Origin of the sequence: Sporosarcina quadrami (genome assembly GCF_014836615.1) — a bacterium.
GTDB classification, from domain to species: Bacteria; Bacillota; Bacilli; order Bacillales_A; family Planococcaceae; genus Sporosarcina; species Sporosarcina quadrami.
Genome location: NZ_JACSQN010000005.1, coordinates 37,768 through 55,749, shown reverse-complemented (window position 1 = coordinate 55,749; position 17,982 = coordinate 37,768). Strand labels below are relative to the sequence as shown.

The 17,982-nt window shown below is 39.8% G+C and carries 18 protein-coding genes and 1 other annotated feature; of the genes, 15 read left to right on the top strand and 3 right to left on the bottom strand.

What is annotated here, in order from left to right; translation table 11 throughout:
- The first annotated feature begins 1 nt into the window (after window position 1).
- From dnaI to H9649_RS06680, 6 genes are all read left to right on the top strand, one after another.
- On the top strand, window positions 2-946 hold the full coding sequence (gene dnaI / locus H9649_RS06705) for a primosomal protein DnaI (protein ID WP_191693965.1): 945 nt from the start codon (window positions 2-4) through the stop codon (window positions 944-946).
- A gap of 58 nt (window positions 947-1,004) precedes the next feature.
- Window positions 1,005-1,241, top strand: a binding site (T-box leader).
- 51 nt (window positions 1,242-1,292) lie between these two features.
- Window positions 1,293-3,227: a threonine--tRNA ligase gene (gene thrS, locus H9649_RS06700; RefSeq protein WP_191693964.1), complete on the top strand. Its 1,935-nt coding sequence runs from the start codon at window positions 1,293-1,295 to the stop codon at window positions 3,225-3,227.
- Between the two features lie 457 nt (window positions 3,228-3,684).
- Window positions 3,685-4,191: a translation initiation factor IF-3 gene (infC, locus tag H9649_RS06695; RefSeq protein WP_191693963.1), complete on the top strand. Its 507-nt coding sequence runs from the start codon at window positions 3,685-3,687 to the stop codon at window positions 4,189-4,191.
- Window positions 4,192-4,217: 26 nt separating this feature from the next.
- Entirely contained in the window at window positions 4,218-4,418 is a 201-nt protein-coding gene (gene rpmI / locus H9649_RS06690; protein WP_191693962.1) for a 50S ribosomal protein L35, read from the top strand.
- A gap of 115 nt (window positions 4,419-4,533) precedes the next feature.
- Entirely contained in the window at window positions 4,534-4,893 is a 360-nt protein-coding gene (gene rplT / locus H9649_RS06685; protein WP_191693961.1) for a 50S ribosomal protein L20, read from the top strand.
- Window positions 4,894-5,075: 182 nt separating this feature from the next.
- Window positions 5,076-5,366 carry a DUF1294 domain-containing protein gene (locus tag H9649_RS06680; protein WP_191693960.1) on the top strand — a complete coding sequence of 97 codons (291 nt, stop codon included), beginning with the start codon at window positions 5,076-5,078 and terminating at the stop codon, window positions 5,364-5,366.
- 18 nt (window positions 5,367-5,384) lie between these two features.
- On the opposite strand, the gene H9649_RS06675 is transcribed toward H9649_RS06680, so the two are convergent.
- On the bottom strand, window positions 5,385-5,768 hold the full coding sequence (locus H9649_RS06675; RefSeq protein WP_191693959.1) for a sigma-w pathway protein ysdB: 384 nt from the start codon (window positions 5,766-5,768) through the stop codon (window positions 5,385-5,387).
- A 301-nt stretch (window positions 5,769-6,069) separates the two neighbouring features.
- Between H9649_RS06675 and H9649_RS06670 the strand changes: the two genes are divergently transcribed.
- From H9649_RS06670 to H9649_RS06650, 5 genes are all read left to right on the top strand, one after another.
- Window positions 6,070-6,555 carry a dUTP diphosphatase gene (locus tag H9649_RS06670; RefSeq protein ID WP_191693958.1) on the top strand — a complete coding sequence of 162 codons (486 nt, stop codon included), beginning with the start codon at window positions 6,070-6,072 and terminating at the stop codon, window positions 6,553-6,555.
- 84 nt (window positions 6,556-6,639) lie between these two features.
- Window positions 6,640-7,134, top strand: coding sequence for a helix-turn-helix domain-containing protein (locus H9649_RS06665; protein WP_191693957.1), 495 nt, complete (start codon window positions 6,640-6,642; stop codon window positions 7,132-7,134).
- Between the two features lie 163 nt (window positions 7,135-7,297).
- Window positions 7,298-8,281 (top strand): zinc-binding dehydrogenase, encoded by a 984-nt coding sequence (locus H9649_RS06660; protein ID WP_191693956.1) that lies wholly within the window; start codon window positions 7,298-7,300, stop codon window positions 8,279-8,281.
- An 87-nt stretch (window positions 8,282-8,368) separates the two neighbouring features.
- Window positions 8,369-10,048, top strand: a complete 1,680-nt coding sequence (locus H9649_RS06655) for a formate--tetrahydrofolate ligase (protein WP_191693955.1) — start codon at window positions 8,369-8,371, stop codon at window positions 10,046-10,048.
- 179 nt (window positions 10,049-10,227) lie between these two features.
- On the top strand, window positions 10,228-11,697 hold the full coding sequence (locus tag H9649_RS06650; RefSeq protein ID WP_191693954.1) for a GGDEF domain-containing protein: 1,470 nt from the start codon (window positions 10,228-10,230) through the stop codon (window positions 11,695-11,697).
- A gap of 45 nt (window positions 11,698-11,742) precedes the next feature.
- Here the strand turns inward: H9649_RS06650 and H9649_RS06645 are convergent, their stop codons facing one another.
- Complete coding sequence (locus H9649_RS06645) at window positions 11,743-13,440, bottom strand: M3 family oligoendopeptidase (RefSeq protein ID WP_191693953.1); 1,698 nt, start codon at window positions 13,438-13,440, stop codon at window positions 11,743-11,745.
- Window positions 13,441-13,617: 177 nt separating this feature from the next.
- Here H9649_RS06645 and H9649_RS06640 point away from each other — a divergent pair, with 177 nt between their 5' ends.
- Complete coding sequence (locus tag H9649_RS06640; RefSeq protein WP_191693952.1) at window positions 13,618-13,902, top strand: DUF6509 family protein; 285 nt, start codon at window positions 13,618-13,620, stop codon at window positions 13,900-13,902.
- Between the two features lie 71 nt (window positions 13,903-13,973).
- On the opposite strand, the gene H9649_RS06635 is transcribed toward H9649_RS06640, so the two are convergent.
- Window positions 13,974-15,662, bottom strand: a complete 1,689-nt coding sequence (locus H9649_RS06635) for a methyl-accepting chemotaxis protein (RefSeq protein WP_191693951.1) — start codon at window positions 15,660-15,662, stop codon at window positions 13,974-13,976.
- A gap of 277 nt (window positions 15,663-15,939) precedes the next feature.
- On the opposite strand from H9649_RS06635, the gene H9649_RS06630 reads away from it, so the two are divergent.
- The 3 genes from H9649_RS06630 to H9649_RS06620 all read left to right on the top strand — a co-directional run bounded on the left by H9649_RS06630 (window position 15,940) and on the right by H9649_RS06620 (window position 17,977).
- Entirely contained in the window at window positions 15,940-16,923 is a 984-nt protein-coding gene (locus H9649_RS06630; RefSeq protein WP_191693950.1) for an NAD(P)/FAD-dependent oxidoreductase, read from the top strand.
- Window positions 16,924-17,088: 165 nt separating this feature from the next.
- Window positions 17,089-17,553, top strand: coding sequence for a hypothetical protein (locus H9649_RS06625; protein ID WP_191693949.1), 465 nt, complete (start codon window positions 17,089-17,091; stop codon window positions 17,551-17,553).
- Window positions 17,554-17,572: 19 nt separating this feature from the next.
- Window positions 17,573-17,977 (top strand): HIT family protein, encoded by a 405-nt coding sequence (locus tag H9649_RS06620; RefSeq protein ID WP_191693948.1) that lies wholly within the window; start codon window positions 17,573-17,575, stop codon window positions 17,975-17,977.
- Window positions 17,978-17,982: the final 5 nt, after the last annotated feature.

The window sequence follows — 17,982 nt, the reverse complement described above, 5'->3', positions numbered from 1 at the left end:
TATGGAACGGATAGGAAAAACATTGAAACGCGTCATCAATTCTTCGGACTTGGCGGCAAGATACGAGCAAGTGCGAAATGAAGTGATGGAGTCACAAGGAGTCCAGAAATTCATCGAGGAACATTCCGGTGAAATCGACAAATCTGTCGTGGAAAAAAGCCTGGGCAAGCTGTTCGAGTATGTTTCGGCATCACACAAATGTGATAAGTGCCCGAATATTGACGGTTGTGTGAATGTGATGAAAGGTTTCGAACCGAAACTTATATTATCGCACGGATTCATCGACATCGACTACATAAAATGCCCGAATAAGCTCATCGATGATGAACGACGCAATATTACCAATATGATTGATAGCATGTATATGCCAAAAGATGTCATGGAAGCACGCCTTCCTGACGTTGACCTTGAGCATGATGAAAGCCGGATTATTGTCGTTGGAGAAGCATGGAAGTTTCTAAATGAATTAAAGAGCACAGGCAAATTACCGGAGCGCGGTTTATACATTCATGGACCGTTTGGCACCGGTAAATCATATGTCCTTGGTGCATTAGCTAATGAGCTTGCCAACAGACGCATTCGTACGGTTATTGTTTATGTTCCTGAGTTTTTACGGGAGATCAAGCAATCCATCCAAGATCAAACAATGAACGAGAAAATTGACTTCGTCAAAAAAGCGACTGTTCTAATGTTAGATGATTTTGGTGCCGAGTCCATATCTTCTTGGGCACGTGATGAAGTGCTTGGAACGATTCTGCAATACAGAATGGCCGAAAAACTGCCGACATTCTTCACTTCAAATCTTAATCATTCCGAACTTGAAGATCACTTGACGTATACACAGCGTGGCGAGAAAGAAGCTGTCAAAGCGCAAAGAATTATGGAACGTATTAAAATGATCAGTAAGCCTGTGCAATTGAAAGGGAAGAACAGAAGAAATTCATAATCTGAATTTTCCTCTTGCAATTCAAAGGATACTTCTTTATACTAATGTTTATTATATTTAAAATGTGTTGAAGAGGACACGAACCGATTAATCCACTACCAGAGAGCAGGGGCATTTGGCTGGAAACCTTGCAGTTGAGATGATCGTTTTACCACCTCGGAACAGCATCAGCGAACTTTTTTCGTAACTGATGACGGACCCGGCCCGTTAGCCGTTTCAGAGCTCCTTTTTTCGGTATGTGCCAAAGAAAGGAAGGAAGAAGGGTGGAACCGCGAGCGATAGCTTCGTCCCTTTTACAGGGATGGGGCTTTTTTTGTTCAAAAAAATAGGACGAGGAGTGCTTAATATGTCAGAAAACATTCAATTGAAATTTCCAGATGGTGCGATAAAAGAGTTTCCAAAGGGTACAACAACAGAAGATGTAGCAGGATCGATTAGCCCTGGACTGCGTAAAAGCGCATTGGCTGGTAAAGTGGGAGACAATCTCATCGATTTCACATCTCCGATTGAAGAAGGTGGAGAATTCTCCATTATCACACCACAGTCTCTGGAAGCACTAGAAATCTTGCGTCACAGTACAGCGCATTTACTTGCTCAAGCAGTGAAGCGTAAGTTCCCGGATGCTAAACTCGGAATCGGACCAACTATCGATAATGGATTCTACTATGATATCGATTCACCTACGCCAATTACAGCGGAAGACTTGCCTGAACTTGAGAAAGAAATGAAGCGCATTATAGGTGAAAACTTACCGGTCGTCCGTCATGATGTTTCACGTGCCGAAGCCGAAGAACGGTTTAAAGAAATTGATGATCCTTACAAAATCGAGCTTCTTGAAGCGATTCCTGAAGGAGAGCAAGTTTCTATTTACGAACAAGGAGAATTTTTCGACTTATGCCGTGGAGTCCACGTTCCGTCCACTGGTAAGCTGAAAGAATTCAAGTTGTTAAGCATAGCTGGTGCATACTGGCGCGGGGATTCCAAAAACAAGATGTTGCAACGTATTTACGGAACGGCTTTCTTCAAAAAAGAAGAACTGAAAGCGCATCTTCAAATGCTTGAAGAAGCGAAAGAACGTGATCACCGTAAAATCGGGAAAGAACTGAATTTATTCACAAACTCCCAAAAGGTTGGTCAAGGACTTCCTTTATGGTTGCCTAAAGGCGCGACAATCCGTCGTATTATCGAAAGATATATTGTTGATAAAGAAATTAAACTCGGTTACGACCATGTATATACACCAGTTCTTGGAAGCAAATCGTTATACGAGACATCCGGTCACTGGGGCCACTACCAAGACGGCATGTTCCCGGTCATGAGTATGGATAATGAAGATCTCGTTCTTCGTCCGATGAACTGCCCGCACCACATGATGATTTATAAAAATGGCATCCACTCTTATCGTAATTTACCATTACGTATTGCTGAACTTGGCACTATGCACCGTTATGAAATGTCAGGAGCGTTATCTGGGCTCCAACGTGTGCGTGGAATGACATTGAATGATGCCCATCTATTTGTCCGTCCAGACCAAATCAAGGATGAGTTCAAGAAAGTGGTTCAGTTAATCATCGATGTGTATAAGGACTTTGACATTACAAATTATTCATTCCGTCTTTCTTACCGCGATCCTCAAGATACTGAGAAGTACTTTGACGATGATAAGATGTGGGAACGTGCGGAGAAGATGTTGAAAGAGACAATGGATGAACTTGGTCTTCCATATACTGAAGCGGACGGAGAGGCTGCATTCTACGGTCCTAAACTTGACGTTCAAGTGAAAACAGCAATTGGAATGGAAGAAACGTTATCGACAGTTCAACTCGATTTCTTATTACCAGAACGTTTTGACCTGACATACATCGGTGAAGATGGTAAACAGCACCGTCCTGTAGTTATCCACCGTGGAGTCGTTTCGACGATGGAACGTTTTGTTGCTTTCCTGATTGAAGAATATAAGGGTGCATTCCCGACTTGGCTTGCACCAGTCCAAGTAGAAGTGATCCCTGTCTCTCCATCAGCACACTTCGATTATGCGGATGAAATTCGTGAAAAGCTTGTCGCAGAAGGATTCCGTGTAGATCTTGACAGCCGTGATGAGAAAATCGGTTATAAAATCCGTGAAGCACAAGTTCAAAAAGTTCCTTATATGCTTGTCCTTGGTGACAAGGAAGTGGAATCCGGTGAAGTGAATGTCCGGAAATACGGTGAACAGAAATCGGAAGTTATGAAATTTGAAGAGTTCCTGAAGCTTATCAAACAAGACGTCGAACATAAGTGATAATCTATGCTTCATCTGTTGTGTATTAAAATTGTTGACAACGGGTAACGAAGATGGTAAAGTTATAAAGGTTAATGAATACAGTTTGTGGTAAAAAGAAGGAGCTGCCCGCTTCTCACCTACTCGACGCTTTAAGTTGTTGACAGGTAAGCACACATTAGTGAACGTGCCGTACATTTATGTACGTACACATAAGCGGGTAGACAAATTTCGAATTTGTCTACCTTTTTTATTGTCCGGATTACGGGCACCAGTCCCTCGGAATTGCTACGTTCCTAAAGGAAATTGCTTGATAGCCTGCGAGGCAGGCGGATGGCAATAATTCCGAACGTTCCGGTGCCCTGTGCTCTTCTTAATCGAATGGACTATGGGGCCCTACCGTCGGAATTGCGGGCGGTATACCCAAACCGTGTATTCGCGAGACAACATTCGGAGGTGGATTACTATTAGCAAAGACATGTACGTAAATGAGGGCATTCGTGCCCGCGAGCTTCGCATGATTGACCATAATGGCGAGCAGCTTGGAATTAAAACACGCACTGAGGCACTTGAAATTGCAGCCCGCGCGAACTTGGACTTAGTTCTTGTCGCACCAACAGCAAAGCCTCCTGTAGCTCGCGTTATGGACTACGGAAAATTCAAGTTTGAGCAACAGAAAAAAGAACGCGAAGTTAGAAAGAATCAGAAAATCATCACTACGAAGGAAGTACGACTAAGCCCGACGATTGATGAACATGATTTCCAGACGAAACTTCGAAACGGTATTAAATTCCTGGAAGCAGGAGACAAAGTGAAAGCGTCCATTCGTTTCCGTGGTCGTGCAATTACGCACAAGGAAATCGGACAACGCGTTTTAGATCGCTTTGCAGAAGCATGTAAGGAAGTATCAACGGTCGAAGTCAGACCTAAAATGGACGGCCGGAGCATGTTCCTAATACTTGCCCCGACGGCCGAAAAAAAGTAACAGCGACGATTTAGGAGGAACAGATCATGCCAAAAATGAAAACTCACCGCGGATCCGCAAAACGTTTCAAAAAGACAGCAACTGGTAAATTGAAGCGCGGCCGTGCATATACAAGTCACCTTTTTGCGAACAAGTCTACAAAAGCTAAACGCCACTTGCGTAAAGCTTCACTTGTTTCTTCTGGCGACTACAAGCGTATCCGTCAAATGCTCACATACATGAAGTAAGATTTGCACAACCTTTCTCAGAGAATCTATACGGAGTTATGACGACATACGTCAACCCGGATTCCTGTGAAACACTATTACAACATTCTTTAGGAATAGCAGGAGGTAATGAACTATGCCACGCGTAAAAGGTGGAACAGTGTCGCGCAAGCGCCGTAATCGAGTATTGAAATTAGCAAAAGGTTACTTTGGTTCAAAACATAGACTTTACAAAGTAGCAAACCAACAGGTCATGAAATCATTCAACTATGCATACCGTGACCGTCGTCAGAAGAAACGTGATTTCCGTAGACTTTGGATCACACGTATTAACGCGGCAGCACGTGTTAACGGTCTTTCTTATAGCACACTAATGCACGGATTGAAATTGTCCGGCATCGAAGTGAACCGTAAAATGCTAGCTGACCTTGCAATCTCAGATGCACAAGCATTTGCACAACTTGCAGAAACAGCAAAAAAATCAGTCGCGAAATAAGCGTTTGATATAATAGAAAACCTTGCAACCGACATTTTGTCGGTTTGCAAGGTTTTTTTGTTGGAGGATTCGTCTGTACGTTTCGTTGCGCGGGAGTTACGTTTCGATACGCCAAGAATTCCCCAAATAAACTCTCACTCTCAATCGATTCCAGTGTAAAATAGAAGCAAGGAGTTGAGAAGATGAATGAACTAATCATCAGCTGGATTATCTTTATGTCGATCTGGTCATTTGCAGCGATGGGATTTGACAAGAGCCGCGCTAAAAAACGAGGAAGGCGAGTTTCAGAAAAGAATTTGTGGCTACTTGCAATTATAGGTGGCGGTATTGGGGCGTATATAGGGATGCTCCTATTCAAACATAAGACAAGAAAGACAACTTTTCGAATTGGATTCCTTCTTCTGGCAGCAGTGTATATAATGGTCATTGTATATACATTAGGAATAGATTTTTCACAAGTAAAAAATGCGTAAAAAAAGCCCGTGTTGAGTTCAACGGGCTTTCATCAGTTGTTCAATTGGATTTTTCCAGCTAATTTCTGCTTGCGGATAATTTGAATAAATCTCAGAGGATAAGAAGTGGAAATCATCTTTTGTAAAACCTTGAAGTGTAGTTTCATCTTTTACCCAAACAAAAATGGAGACTACTTCAAATGCATTATCAGTTGTACCTAAATATTTCTCTCCTTCAAACATGGCGCCCTTGTAAGTAATGAAGAAATTTTTCCTCACATTTTTCACATCATCATAAAAATAATAAGACTCCTTTTCATGGGCTTCGTCCAATTTACGCTTGGGATCCACCAAATAACGGATACCTCTATAGAATAGATAGACGATGAAAGCAATAATAACTAGCCGAAATAGCAACGCCATACAAGCAACCCCTCACAAAAAAATATATAGTCACTTTACTATACGGATGAAAATTAGTTTGGTTTCAAGATATTAAAAATAAATTCATTTTAAATTTTATTTCAGTAAAAAAAGCGAAATACATTAATTTATAGTAATAAATGTTTGCGACAAAGTAATTTAGAAAGAGTTTTGGAAGTAGGATAGAATCAGAAGGTATTTTTCCAAAATAATCAATTTGTACTCGCTAAAATTTGTAAATAGGTTATAATTAAAATAATTGTTTGTGTTTAAGATATATTTCTTATGGAGGTATTTTTTTATGAATTTAATAACCTTGTTTACTATGCAGAAAGGATTGGATTCCTATATTAAGCAAACTCAACATATTACTAAGGATGTTTTTACAGAAAAAGGTCTTGCACTTTTAGTGGAGCTCGGTGAATTGGCGAATGAAACAAGATGCTTCAAATTTTGGAGCACGAAAGGTCCATCTGAGCGTGAAATTATACTTGAGGAGTATGTAGACTCAATCCATTTCATTCTATCTCTTGGAATTGAGAAGAACTTAGATACACTTGAACAATGGCCTGTAGGTAATGTAGATGGTGATTTGACGGCTTTATTCATTTTGACGATAAAAGAAATTCAAACTTTCATCATGAATCCAAACATGAATAACTACGAAAGTGTGTGGATACACTATGGGGCGCTTGCCGATAGACTTGCATTTTCTTATAGTGAAATAATGACTGCGTATGTTGAAAAGAACGATGAAAATTATAAAAGACAACAAACAGGCTACTGAACTTTTAATAGAAATATTATTTACATTGACAGAGCAAGTGAAAATTAATAGTATAAAGATAAGTATATTGGAGGGGGCATAAAGGTGAACGATTGGAGCAAAGAGGATTTCGGAATAAGGCTAAAGGCCTTGAGAGAACAAAGAGGTTTGTCGATGATGGCTTTCGGCGCAGCAATTGGAACGTCCGCAAGTAGAATAAAAGACTGGGAAAAAGGCAAAAACGCCCCTTCGGCAGCATGGATTGCTAAAATATCTGAGCGTTTCACTGTTTCGACTGATGAACTCATTCTTGGAGACCCAAAAACTTCACGTGCATTTACACAAAGCGGTACTTCAAATATAGATATGCTTTATGAACGTCTTCGCGAAAATCTCATTATCGAAAAAGATGAAGAGATGCACAATGCCAAATCCGAAGAATTATACAGTGCAATTGATGCAGAGAATAAGGAACGGTACCGGAGTGGTCGAGGAAGACGACTTGCTGAACGCGAACTGTTAACACTTCTTACTGAGTTGCCGAAAAAAGATTTACTGGAATTGCTAGAACTTGCAAAGATAAAAAAACGGTGGTTGTAAAGTTTACTAATCTATCGTCAAAAGTAATTACATCCAAGCACAAAGAGACTTCTCTTTGTGTCTTTTTTAATACACGATCAATATGAAAATATTCGGTATGTGTTGTATGATAGATAGTGAAACAGTGTAGTAAATCCTTGATTCATAGACTGGGGGGTATTTGATGAAGGCACTTATTCACGAAAACGGGAATTTGAATGTGCTAGAAACAGCAGAGCCTGTTGCAAAACTAGGTGAAGTTGTTGTTGCTATGCATGCAGCTGGTTTAAATCGTAGGGATCTGATGATACCAGGACGCCGCGGAAATACGAAGGAGCCATTGATCCTTGGATCGGATGGAGCAGGAGTAATTTCATCCATTGGTAAAGGTGTGAAAGGCTGGTCGGTAGGAGATGAAGTAATTATCAATCCATCATTACGTTGGTTTGATAAGAGTACATTTCCACCTGCTGGATTCGATATTTTAGGAATGCCTGATCACGGTACGTTTGCAGAGAAAATCGCAATTTCTGCAGAGCAACTTGAGAAAAAACCTGCTAATCTTTCAATGGAAGAGGCAGCAGTTATTGCTTTGTCTGCTTTGACTGGTTATCGGGCTTTATTCACACAAGGGGAATTGAAGCCAGGTCATACGGTTTTCATACCTGGAGCAGGAAGCGGTGTCGCCACTTACATCATACAATTTGCAAAAAATATCGGTGCACGAGTAATTGTGAGTTCGCGTTCAGTTGAAAAGCGAAAAAAAGCATTGGAGCTCGGAGCAGATCTTGCAATTGACACAAACGACAATTGGCTAGATGCACTATCTGATGAAAAAATTGATGTAGTAATCGAAAGTGTTGGCAGAGCAACATTTAATCGCTCGCTTGAAGTGTTAAAACCAGGAGGCCGAATCGTCGTCTTTGGAGCAACTACTGAAGATGTCGTTGACTTGGATTTGCGAAAATTCTTTTACGGGCAGTATCAAATGTTCGGTTCAACAATGGGAAGCAGAGATGAGCTCAGAGAGATGCTTCAACATATCGATCAGTATGGTGTAAAACCTGTTATTGATAAAGCCTATCCATTGGAAAACGCACTCGAAGCATTTGATGCCTTAAGAAATAGTGAGCAGTTCGGAAAATTGGTATTACAAATAAAGCAATGAACTGTCATGAACTAGTCGTATTTTGTCAGATTTTTCACTAAGCAATATACTATACTAAAGATGTAGACATGAAAGGTTGGGATTGTTTTGACAGAGAAAGCGAAACCATTAACAGACTTGGCGATTGCCAATGCGGCAGTTATGCAACCAATTGGAGATATTGCAACTAATGCTGGAATTCCTGAAGAGGCTGTAGAACTTTATGGACGATATAAAGCAAAGATTGACGTTACGAAGTTGCCTGTTGCCAAATCTTTCGGCAAAGTAGTTCTCGTAACAGCTACAAGTCCGACTCCAGCAGGAGAAGGTAAATCGACAGTCACAGTTGGACTTGCAGATGCATTGGCAAGACTTGGACAAAAATCGATGATTGCTTTACGTGAACCTTCTTTAGGGCCTGTTATGGGTGTGAAAGGCGGAGCTGCTGGAGGTGGCTATGCTCAAGTATTGCCGATGGAAGAGATTAACCTTCACTTCAATGGTGACATTCACGCAATTACGACTGCTAACAATGCGTTAAGCGCAATGATCGACAATCATCTGCACCAGGGGAACGCACTTCAAATCGATCCGAGGAGAATCACATGGAAGCGTGCACTGGATATGAACGACCGTGCTTTAAGACATGTAACAATTGGACTTGGCGGACCGGGACAGGGGATTCCACGTGAAGACGGATTCGACATTACAGTTGCTTCTGAAATTATGGCTGTATTCTGTCTTGCTACGAGTCTAACAGATTTGAAAGAGCGTTTGTCTGAAATGGTCATCGGCTATACATATGGCCGTGAAGCTGTGACGGTTCGTGATCTTGGTGTGCAAGGTGCTTTAACGTTGTTGTTGAAGGAAGCGTTTAAGCCGAACCTTGTACAGACCATTGAAGGCACACCTGCTTTAATCCATGGTGGACCTTTCGCAAACATCGCACATGGTTGTAACTCATTGATGGCGACGAATACGGCAAGACAACTTGCTGATATCGTTGTGACGGAAGCTGGTTTCGGCTCCGATCTTGGAGCTGAAAAGTTTATGGATATTAAAGCGAGAAAAGGCGGTTTTGCACCGGATGCAGTAGTTGTTGTTACAACAATCCGTGCGTTGAAAATGCATGGTGGCGTTGCGAAAACGGAATTGGGCGAAACGAATGTCCAAGCGGTCCAAAAAGGTATTGTAAATCTTGAGAAACACGTTGAAACTGTTCGTGCATTTGGTGTGCAGCCGGTCATTGCATTGAACAGATTCATCACCGACTCTCAGACTGAACTAGACTTTGTTTTACATTGGTGTAAAGAAAACGGTGTGCGTGCAGCTTTAACAGATGTTTGGGGACATGGCGGTGCAGGCGGCGAAGATTTGGCGAAAAACGTTCTTGAATTACTCGAAGAACCAAATAATTTTGCACCGCTTTACGATGTGGAGCAACCAGTCATTGACAAAATCACAACAATCGTTCAGAAAGTATATGGAGGAAAAGGAATCGTCCTTACCGAGAAAGCCAAGAAAGATTTGTTGCAGATTGAAAAGAACGGTTGGGATATACTACCGATTTGTATGGCGAAGACACAATACTCATTCTCAGATGATCCGAAGAAATTAGGAAGACCGGATGATTTCGTTATCACAATTAGGGAAATCAATCCGAAATTAGGTGCAGGCTTCCTCGTTTGTCTAACAGGTGATATTATGACGATGCCAGGGCTGCCGAAAGTTCCTGCTGCTCTTAATATGGATATTGATAAGGACGGCAACGCAGTCGGTCTTATGTAAAAGAACATGTAAAATACGAATAAATGCGCGACTGTTCATTCACTATGAATGACGGTCGTTTTTTTGTGTGTGATGAATTGTGAGGAAATGACGATAGTGTGAAATGCATATACATATGTAATAGATTGGGATACAATGAATCTAATGGCTTATATGGATAATAAGGAGTTAAAAAATTCGTGAAAAATATTCGACTAAAATTAACTGCTGTCTTATTAGCATTCTCTCTTCTACTATCCTTTGTAATAGCGGTAGTGGACTATGTAAAGCTACGAGATACAGTTCTACTCAATCAAGAAGCAGAAATTCGTTTTGCTGAAGACAAAATTATACATAACCTCTCTACAATCGATAAAGTTTACAATCTTTTTGATATGGAAATGGCAAGTCAAATGGAATCTGTTTCAAAGGAATTGTTGGCGAAATATGAAGAAGAGCCTGATTTCACAACATGGAACTTCAATGCATTACAAGAAAAATATGACATGGATATTTTTATTTTAAACGATGGGAATAAAGTGATCCACAGTAGTTTTGAGGCGGATATCGGACTAGACTTCAAAGCGTGCTGTAGCGGACTATCAGCACTGCTCGATAGACGAAGAGAAGAGGGAGAATTTACACACGACGGACTCGATTTACAATCAAAGACAGGTGAGATTAAGAAATTCAGTTATATGCCGACTTCCGACCATCGCTTTTTAATTGAATTGGGTATTCTTCTGGAAGATAAGGAGATATTTCAACAATTTAATTTTATCGATACAATCGATTCATTATTAAAAGAGTACAATATTATTGAGTCAATAAATGTGTATAATTCAGGAGGCAATATATTAGGCGTTAAGACAGAAGATTTTAAGGTGAATAAAATTGAGGATCGTTTTTTAAACGTCTTCGAGAAGGTTAGAAAAAGCAAAGAAACCGAGGAAGTCGTCATTACAGAAAATCATGGAAAATTGACGTACCGATTTATTCCATATAATGCAGATGAAACGAGAGGGTTTTCCACAAAGAGAGTGGTGGCAATCGCTTATAATAATGATTTAGTGGCAAACATTTTGTCCAAATATAAAAATCAATTTTTACACCAGCTAATTGTCATTGTAATTGGTGTGGTTGGACTATCATTAATTATTGCACGTATCGTAGCGAAACCTATTCATCTAGCTTTTCACGATAGCTTAACGGGCTTGAAGAACAGAGCCGCTTTTGAAGATGAGATACAAAAACGCGTTAATCGTCATAAAAAACATTCATTAATGATGATTGATCTAGATGATTTTAAATCAATCAATGATGGACTTGGCCACATAGAAGGCGACAAAATCTTGAGAGAATTTGCTTTGACAATCAAAAATGTCATCAGTCCTGGCTATTTGGCAGCCCGTGTCGGAGGCGATGAATTTCTCATTCTTGTTAATAACGATGAGATTCAAACAGTCAAAAAAACGGCGCACATTTTAATTAAACAGTTTAATAATAGGATGGAAGATTACTTCAATAATGAAGGAATTAGGACATCAGTAAGTATTGGCATTGCTATCTCATCAAAAAATGAGTCGTTTGAAGAATTATATTCAAAAGCCGATCAGGCATTATACAAATCGAAGATGAACGGGAAAAATCAATACAGCATCTTCGAATAAAAAACAGTGGAAAGGGGATAGGCTCCCTTTCCACTGTTTCGCTTTTTACAGTGCTTGATCGTCTACTTCATCTAACCACGCTTCAATGGAACCGACTACAGATTGTACGCAACCGTCTTCAAACGGTGAAATGAGATTTGCTTCAGCGACAAGTTCCGTAAATGGCTTTGAGCCTCCTAATCGACATAAATGCAAATAATCGTTCCATGCTTCTTCGCGATTCTCAAATGACTTCTTCCAAAATTGGAATGCGCATATTTGTGCTAACGTGTAATCGATATAGTAGAACGGTGATTGGTATATATGCGATTGGCGCTGCCAAACTCCACCAGACTCCAAAAACGGAATCCCGTCATAATCACGCATAGGCAAGTAAGTCTTTTCAATGTCTTTCCAAGCCTGTTTACGCTCAGCAGGGGTCATATCGGGGTTTTCGTAAATCGCATGCTGGAATTCATCGACTGCGACACCATAAGGCATAAATAGCAAACCGCTGCTCAAATGAGCGAATTTGTATTTCTCTGTCTCATCTTCGAAAAACAATTCCATCCACGGCCACGTGAAAAACTCCATACTCATCGAATGGATTTCAGCACCTTCATATGTCGGCCAAACATACTCGGGAATCCCGATGTTCCTGCTTGAATAAACTTGGAAAGCGTGCCCTGCTTCATGGGTTAGTACGTCAATATCTCCTGAAGTTCCATTAAAGTTCGAAAAGATGAAAGGTGAGTCGTAATCATCAATAAATGTACAGTAGCCGCCAGCTTCTTTCCCTTTTTTCGCTTCCAAATCGAGAAGTTGTTTATCTGTCATATACTTGAAAAATACATCCGTTTCAGGTGATAGCTCAGCATACATCTTCTTACCGTTTTCAAGAATCCAGTCTGGCGATCCTTTAGGAGTCGCATTGCCGCTTAGGAAATCTAACGATTGATCATAAAACTTCAGCGTATCAATATTGATCCGCTTTGCCTGACGTTCATACAATTTGTTAGCAATCGGCACGATATGATCGCGTACTTGATCTCTAAAGTTCTTCACCATCACTGCATCATAACCGATGCGGTTCATACGGACATATCCAAGTTCTACAAAGTTATTGAAACCTAATGTAGTTGCGATTTCATGCCGTACCTTCACTAGGTCATCATAAATTCGATCAAATTCCTCTTCATGCTTATTGTAAAATGAATAGTTCGCTTCCATAGCCGCTTTTCTTACATCACGATCTGTCGATTCTGCATACGGCCCTAATTGAGCAAGGGTTAACGTCTTTCCGTCAAACTCAATTTGCGCAGAAGCTACAAGTTTGGAATACTCCGATGTTAATTTGTTTTCCTTTTGTAGAAGTGGAAGGACTTCGTCTGAATATGATTTTATTGCATTGTCTGCAAGTGCGAATAATTGAGATCCCCATTTAGTTTCAAGATCTTTCCTGAAGGGTGTCGCTACAAGTTCTTTATAGAAAGCCGTTCCCAACCCTTGGAATTCTGGATCAATCTCATCGAAGTAATCACGTTCTTTTGAATAAAATTCATCATTTGTGTCAATGGATGAGCGGATAATGACTAAGTTGGATTGTGTAGAATAATTAGATCCAATACGATTAACCTTCTCAATTATTTCATTTTGCTCCTCGAAAGAATTGGCATTTCGAAAATGCTCTAATAACTCAAGGAATTCTTTTTTCATCTTCGCCATATCGGGTCTAGTGTACTCGTAATTTTCAAATGTAAGCATATTTGTGCTCCCTTCAATCTCATGCGAATCATATCCGCTAAGTTCATTCTTCATTAATTTCATGAGAAATGCAAAGGAAAAATGATAGTTTTGAAAAATAAATGAGTTCAGTAAACGTATCTTTCCACAAATATGCTGTAGAATGGTAAAGACAAACAAAATGCGAGGGTGATGAACATGGAAGTTATTGAGTATAGTGTAGTTGAAATGAACGATCCGACAGGAATCTTGGAAGGAAAAAGATATGAATTCCGTATTTATGTGAAGTTTGATGAGGAAGATGAGCTGTATACAGAAGAGGGTACTGGTATACGCGCAATTTATGTAATGAATGGCGCAAATGAAAAAATTGCATCCTATCATTTATTTGATCGAAGCACTGAGAGCAGACTTGAATTTGCACTTGATGAAGAAGAAGAAGTTGCGCTTGCTGAATTCTGCAAAGACCAACTGACTGATTGAAGGCAAGTTAGGTAAATTAGAGAAAGCGGAGCATAAAGCCATGCTCCGCTTTTCTTATTCAATGAAAAACATTAAAATGTGAATTTGTTAACTTCTTTCTGCAAGTTCTCTGCAAGTCCCGCCAATGTCTGGGAACTTGTAGAGATTTCTTCGTTCACAGCTAACTGTTCCTCTGTAGCCGCGCTCGTTTCTTGTGCTGTAAAAGCAGTAGATTCTGCAAGCTTACGTACTTGAATAGCTGATTGTGAAATCGTTTCTGCCATAGTACGAATTTGTTCAATCGATTCCGCTACTGTCGTTACGTTATCATTAACAGCACTAACGGATTGCTCAATTTCAATGAAAGTATGTTTAGATTCTGCAGTCGCTTTCAAGCCGTCTTTCATACTCGTACTACCGGAGTCAATCGCTTGTACTGCTTTCTTCGTCGCATCCTGAATAGAATGAATCATAATGCCGATATCCGCTGCAGACGATTTTGACTGCTCAGCCAAGTTGCGAACCTCTTCTGCAACAACGGCAAAACCTTTACCGTGTTCACCAGCCCGCGCTGCTTCAATAGCGGCATTCAATGCTAAAAGGTTCGTTTGCTCTGATATGGCAGTGATGAGTGAAGTCACTTGCTGGATCTCACTGGACTGCTTCGCCATCGATTGTATAATGACCGCTGCTTCTTGAATAATCATATCCGTATGCGCCATCTGTCCTGAAAGCCCTTCGACAGTCGTCGATCCTGTACCAACATGGGCGATAACTGTGCGCATCGCTTCAAGCATATTGGAATTACTTGCCGCAATCTGATTTACATCGTCCGTCAATTGTGAAACGGATGTAACAGTATCACCGACGAGCGCTGATTGATCCTCACTGTCTTGCATGTTTTTTTGAGAGGAAGTTGCAACCATTTCTGATGATGCAAGACTTTCTTCGGAACTTGCAGACAATTGTTCGGCTTGTGCTGCGAGCTGAATGGCCGAAAAACGAATCTGTTCCAAAAGGTTTTTCAAATCATCAGTCATCTTATTGAATGCACTCGCCATCAAACCTATTTCATCGCGGTTTTTTATAGAAATATGTTCAACGGATAAATTCCCGTCCGCTATTCGTTCCATTGCAGCAGTCATTGTTTTAACCGGACCACCTATACTTCTACTAATTTTAGTTGCCACAATGAGTGAAAGTATAATTGCAGTTCCTATAAATAAGAAAGTGAGTAAATGAATGAAATTGGTCAATTTGTCAAGCTCTGCTCTTGAACTATCCATCGCATTGTACTGATTCTCTTTTAATTGAATTGCTTTGTCCATGATTTTAAGATTCGTAATATTTGCTTCCCGAAGAAGGTTTCGATTTTGTGTATCACTAGCTCTCATTAAGCTATAACTAAGTTCATCGACCATCACACTAAATTCTTCATGTAATGCACTGATCTCTTCTACGAGCTGTATATTAGCTGGATTTTCAAATGAAGTACTAAGTTGAGCTATTAGAGCGGTTGCATCAGCAGAAGATTCATCCCGTTGGGCGACAAATTCCTGCGTTTTAAATAGTACATAACTGCTAATTGCTATGTAACGTTCTTTTTGAGCACTTATCAATTCATCTGATAAGTTGACTTTGTGCACTCTGTCATCGAGCATGATAGAAAACTCTTCGTTCAACTTCTTTGTAGCAAAAAAAGACGATCCCCCCATTATTAGCATGATTGCTAGTAAAATCGTAAATCCAGTCCAGATCTTTTTTGAGACTGATAAAGTCATGTCATTTGAACCCCCTATGTCTAATCTGTGCGGTACATATAACCTATTATACTTGTTTGATAAGATAATACTATATAAAAATTACAAAAGTTAAGCGCTTTCAACTTTTAATTCAAAATCCGAAGTATTGAATGTAATAAAAAAATACGTTTTGAATAAAACAGATTATGTGATTTTTATTGAAAAATAGTAGATAATGTGTAAAGTGGAAAGTAAGAAAAAAGAAAAACATTTTTCTCAGCAAGATTAAATCTAACGAAAACAGGAGTGTTCATAGATGAATAATGAAATCGTCGATATTACAATCATTGGTGGAGGACCAACTGGCTTGTTTGCTTCCTTCTACGCAGGTATGCGTGAAATGTCCGTTAAAATAATTGACAGCCTTCCGCAACTTGGCGGTCAACTGATTGAATTATATCCTGATAAATATATTTATGATGTCGGAGGCTTTCCGAAAATACTAGCCAAAGATCTCGTTGCAAATCTTGTGACACAAGCACATTATGCAAAACCGGAAATCCTACTCGGTGAAACAGCAATGTCAGTTACGCGTGACGGTGATCATTTCATCTTAAAGACTGACAAAGGCACGCATTTGACTCGCACAATTCTTCTGACTGCTGGAATAGGTGCTTTCCAACCGCGGAAAATTGGACTTCCTGAAGAGACACATTTTGAAGGCAAGACATTACATTATGGTATTAAAGATCTTAACCTATTTAAAGACAAAAACGTTTTAGTTTGCGGTGGGGGAGATTCTGCTGTCGACTGGGCAATGATGCTAGAAGATATCGCAGCGAACGTATCATTGGTTCACAGACGTGAACGTTTCACAGCGCACGAAACTAGCGTCAATCAGCTGATGTCCTCAAAAGTGAATGTGTACACTTCCCGTGGCATTAAGACAATCCTTGGTGAGGACGGAGCAGTACGAGAAGTCATTATTACTGAAAAAGACGGTACAGAAGAGACGATCGCAATTGATCATCTGATCGTCAATTACGGCAACATTTCGTCTCTTGGAGCTATTAAAGACTGGGGTCTTGAAATGGACCGCAACTCCATTCTCGTCAATTCTCGCATGGAAACAAACATTGAAGGCATATATGCAGCAGGTGACGTTACAAATTATGACGGCAAGGTGAAATTGATTGCTGTCGGACTTGGCGAAGCGCCAATTGCCGTGAACCACGCAAAAGCGCATATTGACCCGAAAGCAAGACTTCAACCATTGCACAGCACGAGCGTCTTTAATTAAAAAACTCTAATTCATGTACACAAAGCATTGCTCTAAGCAGTGCTTTTTTCTTTTTGTCAGGTTTTTCTGTAATGGGATACGAATTATTAATGTGGTATGATAATTAAATATATAGATTTACAATTCTGAGTACTATTCAACCGTTTCAAAATGGGAGGAGAGAAGTTGAAGAATAGGTTATTGATTATACTTAGTACGGTACTTTTTGTGCTAGTTGGATGTTCGTCAATAAAGGAACAATTTAATGATGGGAATATCGTCTTTAATGTTGTTGATACTGAATCTACTAATGAAATGCAAGCTTATACGATAGAAATAATAAATAAAACTGGATTTGACTTAACCCACCTTACGTTTAATTTAAGTTACCCAATAAAAACATCGAATGGCTCAAAAAGCAATCCTTTTGGAATTGAAGGGAAAATAGATAACTCTACAGTCCCAGTAAATATAAAATCAGGAGAAGCAACAACTTTTTCTGTTTTTGCTCCTATAGCCGAGGTGTTTTCAGATACTGATTTACTAGACTTTGAGAACCCTAGTGTTAAATTGAAAGGTTATTTCAAAGGAGAAAACAGAGAAATCCCATTTGCCGTGTCAGGTTATTTAAATGTGCTCAGTAATAATTAATAGTTTGGGGAGATAAGAAATGAAAAATTGTTTATTTTGCTATCCAGAGTTAGAACCAACTCAAAACGTTATTATGAGCAATGAATTTTGTATGTTTTTACAATTAGATGAAGCTAAACAAAAAGGTAATCAACTTGAGGGGGCAGGAGTAATTGTACCAAGAAAACATAGGAAAACAGCTTTTGATTTAACACTTGAGGAGTGGAATGCAACATACACACTTCTTCAAGATGTGAAAAGATACTTAGACGAAAAATATCAACCACATGGATATAACCTTGGTTGGAATTGTGGTGAAGTTGGAGGACAGCATATTTTCCACTCTCATTTTCACGTGTTACCAAGATATGAAGATGAACCACTTGCGGGTAGGGGCATTAGACATTTGTTCAAGAGTCAAAATAATCAAAGACAAGATTCTTAAACTAT

Coding starts and splice junctions, on each gene's coding strand:
- dnaI (WP_191693965.1), top strand. CDS start 2: ATGGAACGGATAGGAAAAACATTGAAACGCGTCATCAATTCTTCGGAC.
- thrS (WP_191693964.1), top strand. CDS start 1,293: ATGTCAGAAAACATTCAATTGAAATTTCCAGATGGTGCGATAAAAGAG.
- infC (WP_191693963.1), top strand. CDS start 3,685: ATGTACGTAAATGAGGGCATTCGTGCCCGCGAGCTTCGCATGATTGAC.
- rpmI (WP_191693962.1), top strand. CDS start 4,218: ATGCCAAAAATGAAAACTCACCGCGGATCCGCAAAACGTTTCAAAAAG.
- rplT (WP_191693961.1), top strand. CDS start 4,534: ATGCCACGCGTAAAAGGTGGAACAGTGTCGCGCAAGCGCCGTAATCGA.
- H9649_RS06680 (WP_191693960.1), top strand. CDS start 5,076: ATGAATGAACTAATCATCAGCTGGATTATCTTTATGTCGATCTGGTCA.
- H9649_RS06675 (WP_191693959.1), bottom strand. CDS start 5,768: ATGGCGTTGCTATTTCGGCTAGTTATTATTGCTTTCATCGTCTATCTA.
- H9649_RS06670 (WP_191693958.1), top strand. CDS start 6,070: ATGAATTTAATAACCTTGTTTACTATGCAGAAAGGATTGGATTCCTAT.
- H9649_RS06660 (WP_191693956.1), top strand. CDS start 7,298: ATGAAGGCACTTATTCACGAAAACGGGAATTTGAATGTGCTAGAAACA.
- H9649_RS06645 (WP_191693953.1), bottom strand. CDS start 13,440: ATGCTTACATTTGAAAATTACGAGTACACTAGACCCGATATGGCGAAG.
- H9649_RS06640 (WP_191693952.1), top strand. CDS start 13,618: ATGGAAGTTATTGAGTATAGTGTAGTTGAAATGAACGATCCGACAGGA.
- H9649_RS06635 (WP_191693951.1), bottom strand. CDS start 15,662: ATGACTTTATCAGTCTCAAAAAAGATCTGGACTGGATTTACGATTTTA.
- H9649_RS06630 (WP_191693950.1), top strand. CDS start 15,940: ATGAATAATGAAATCGTCGATATTACAATCATTGGTGGAGGACCAACT.
- H9649_RS06620 (WP_191693948.1), top strand. CDS start 17,573: ATGAAAAATTGTTTATTTTGCTATCCAGAGTTAGAACCAACTCAAAAC.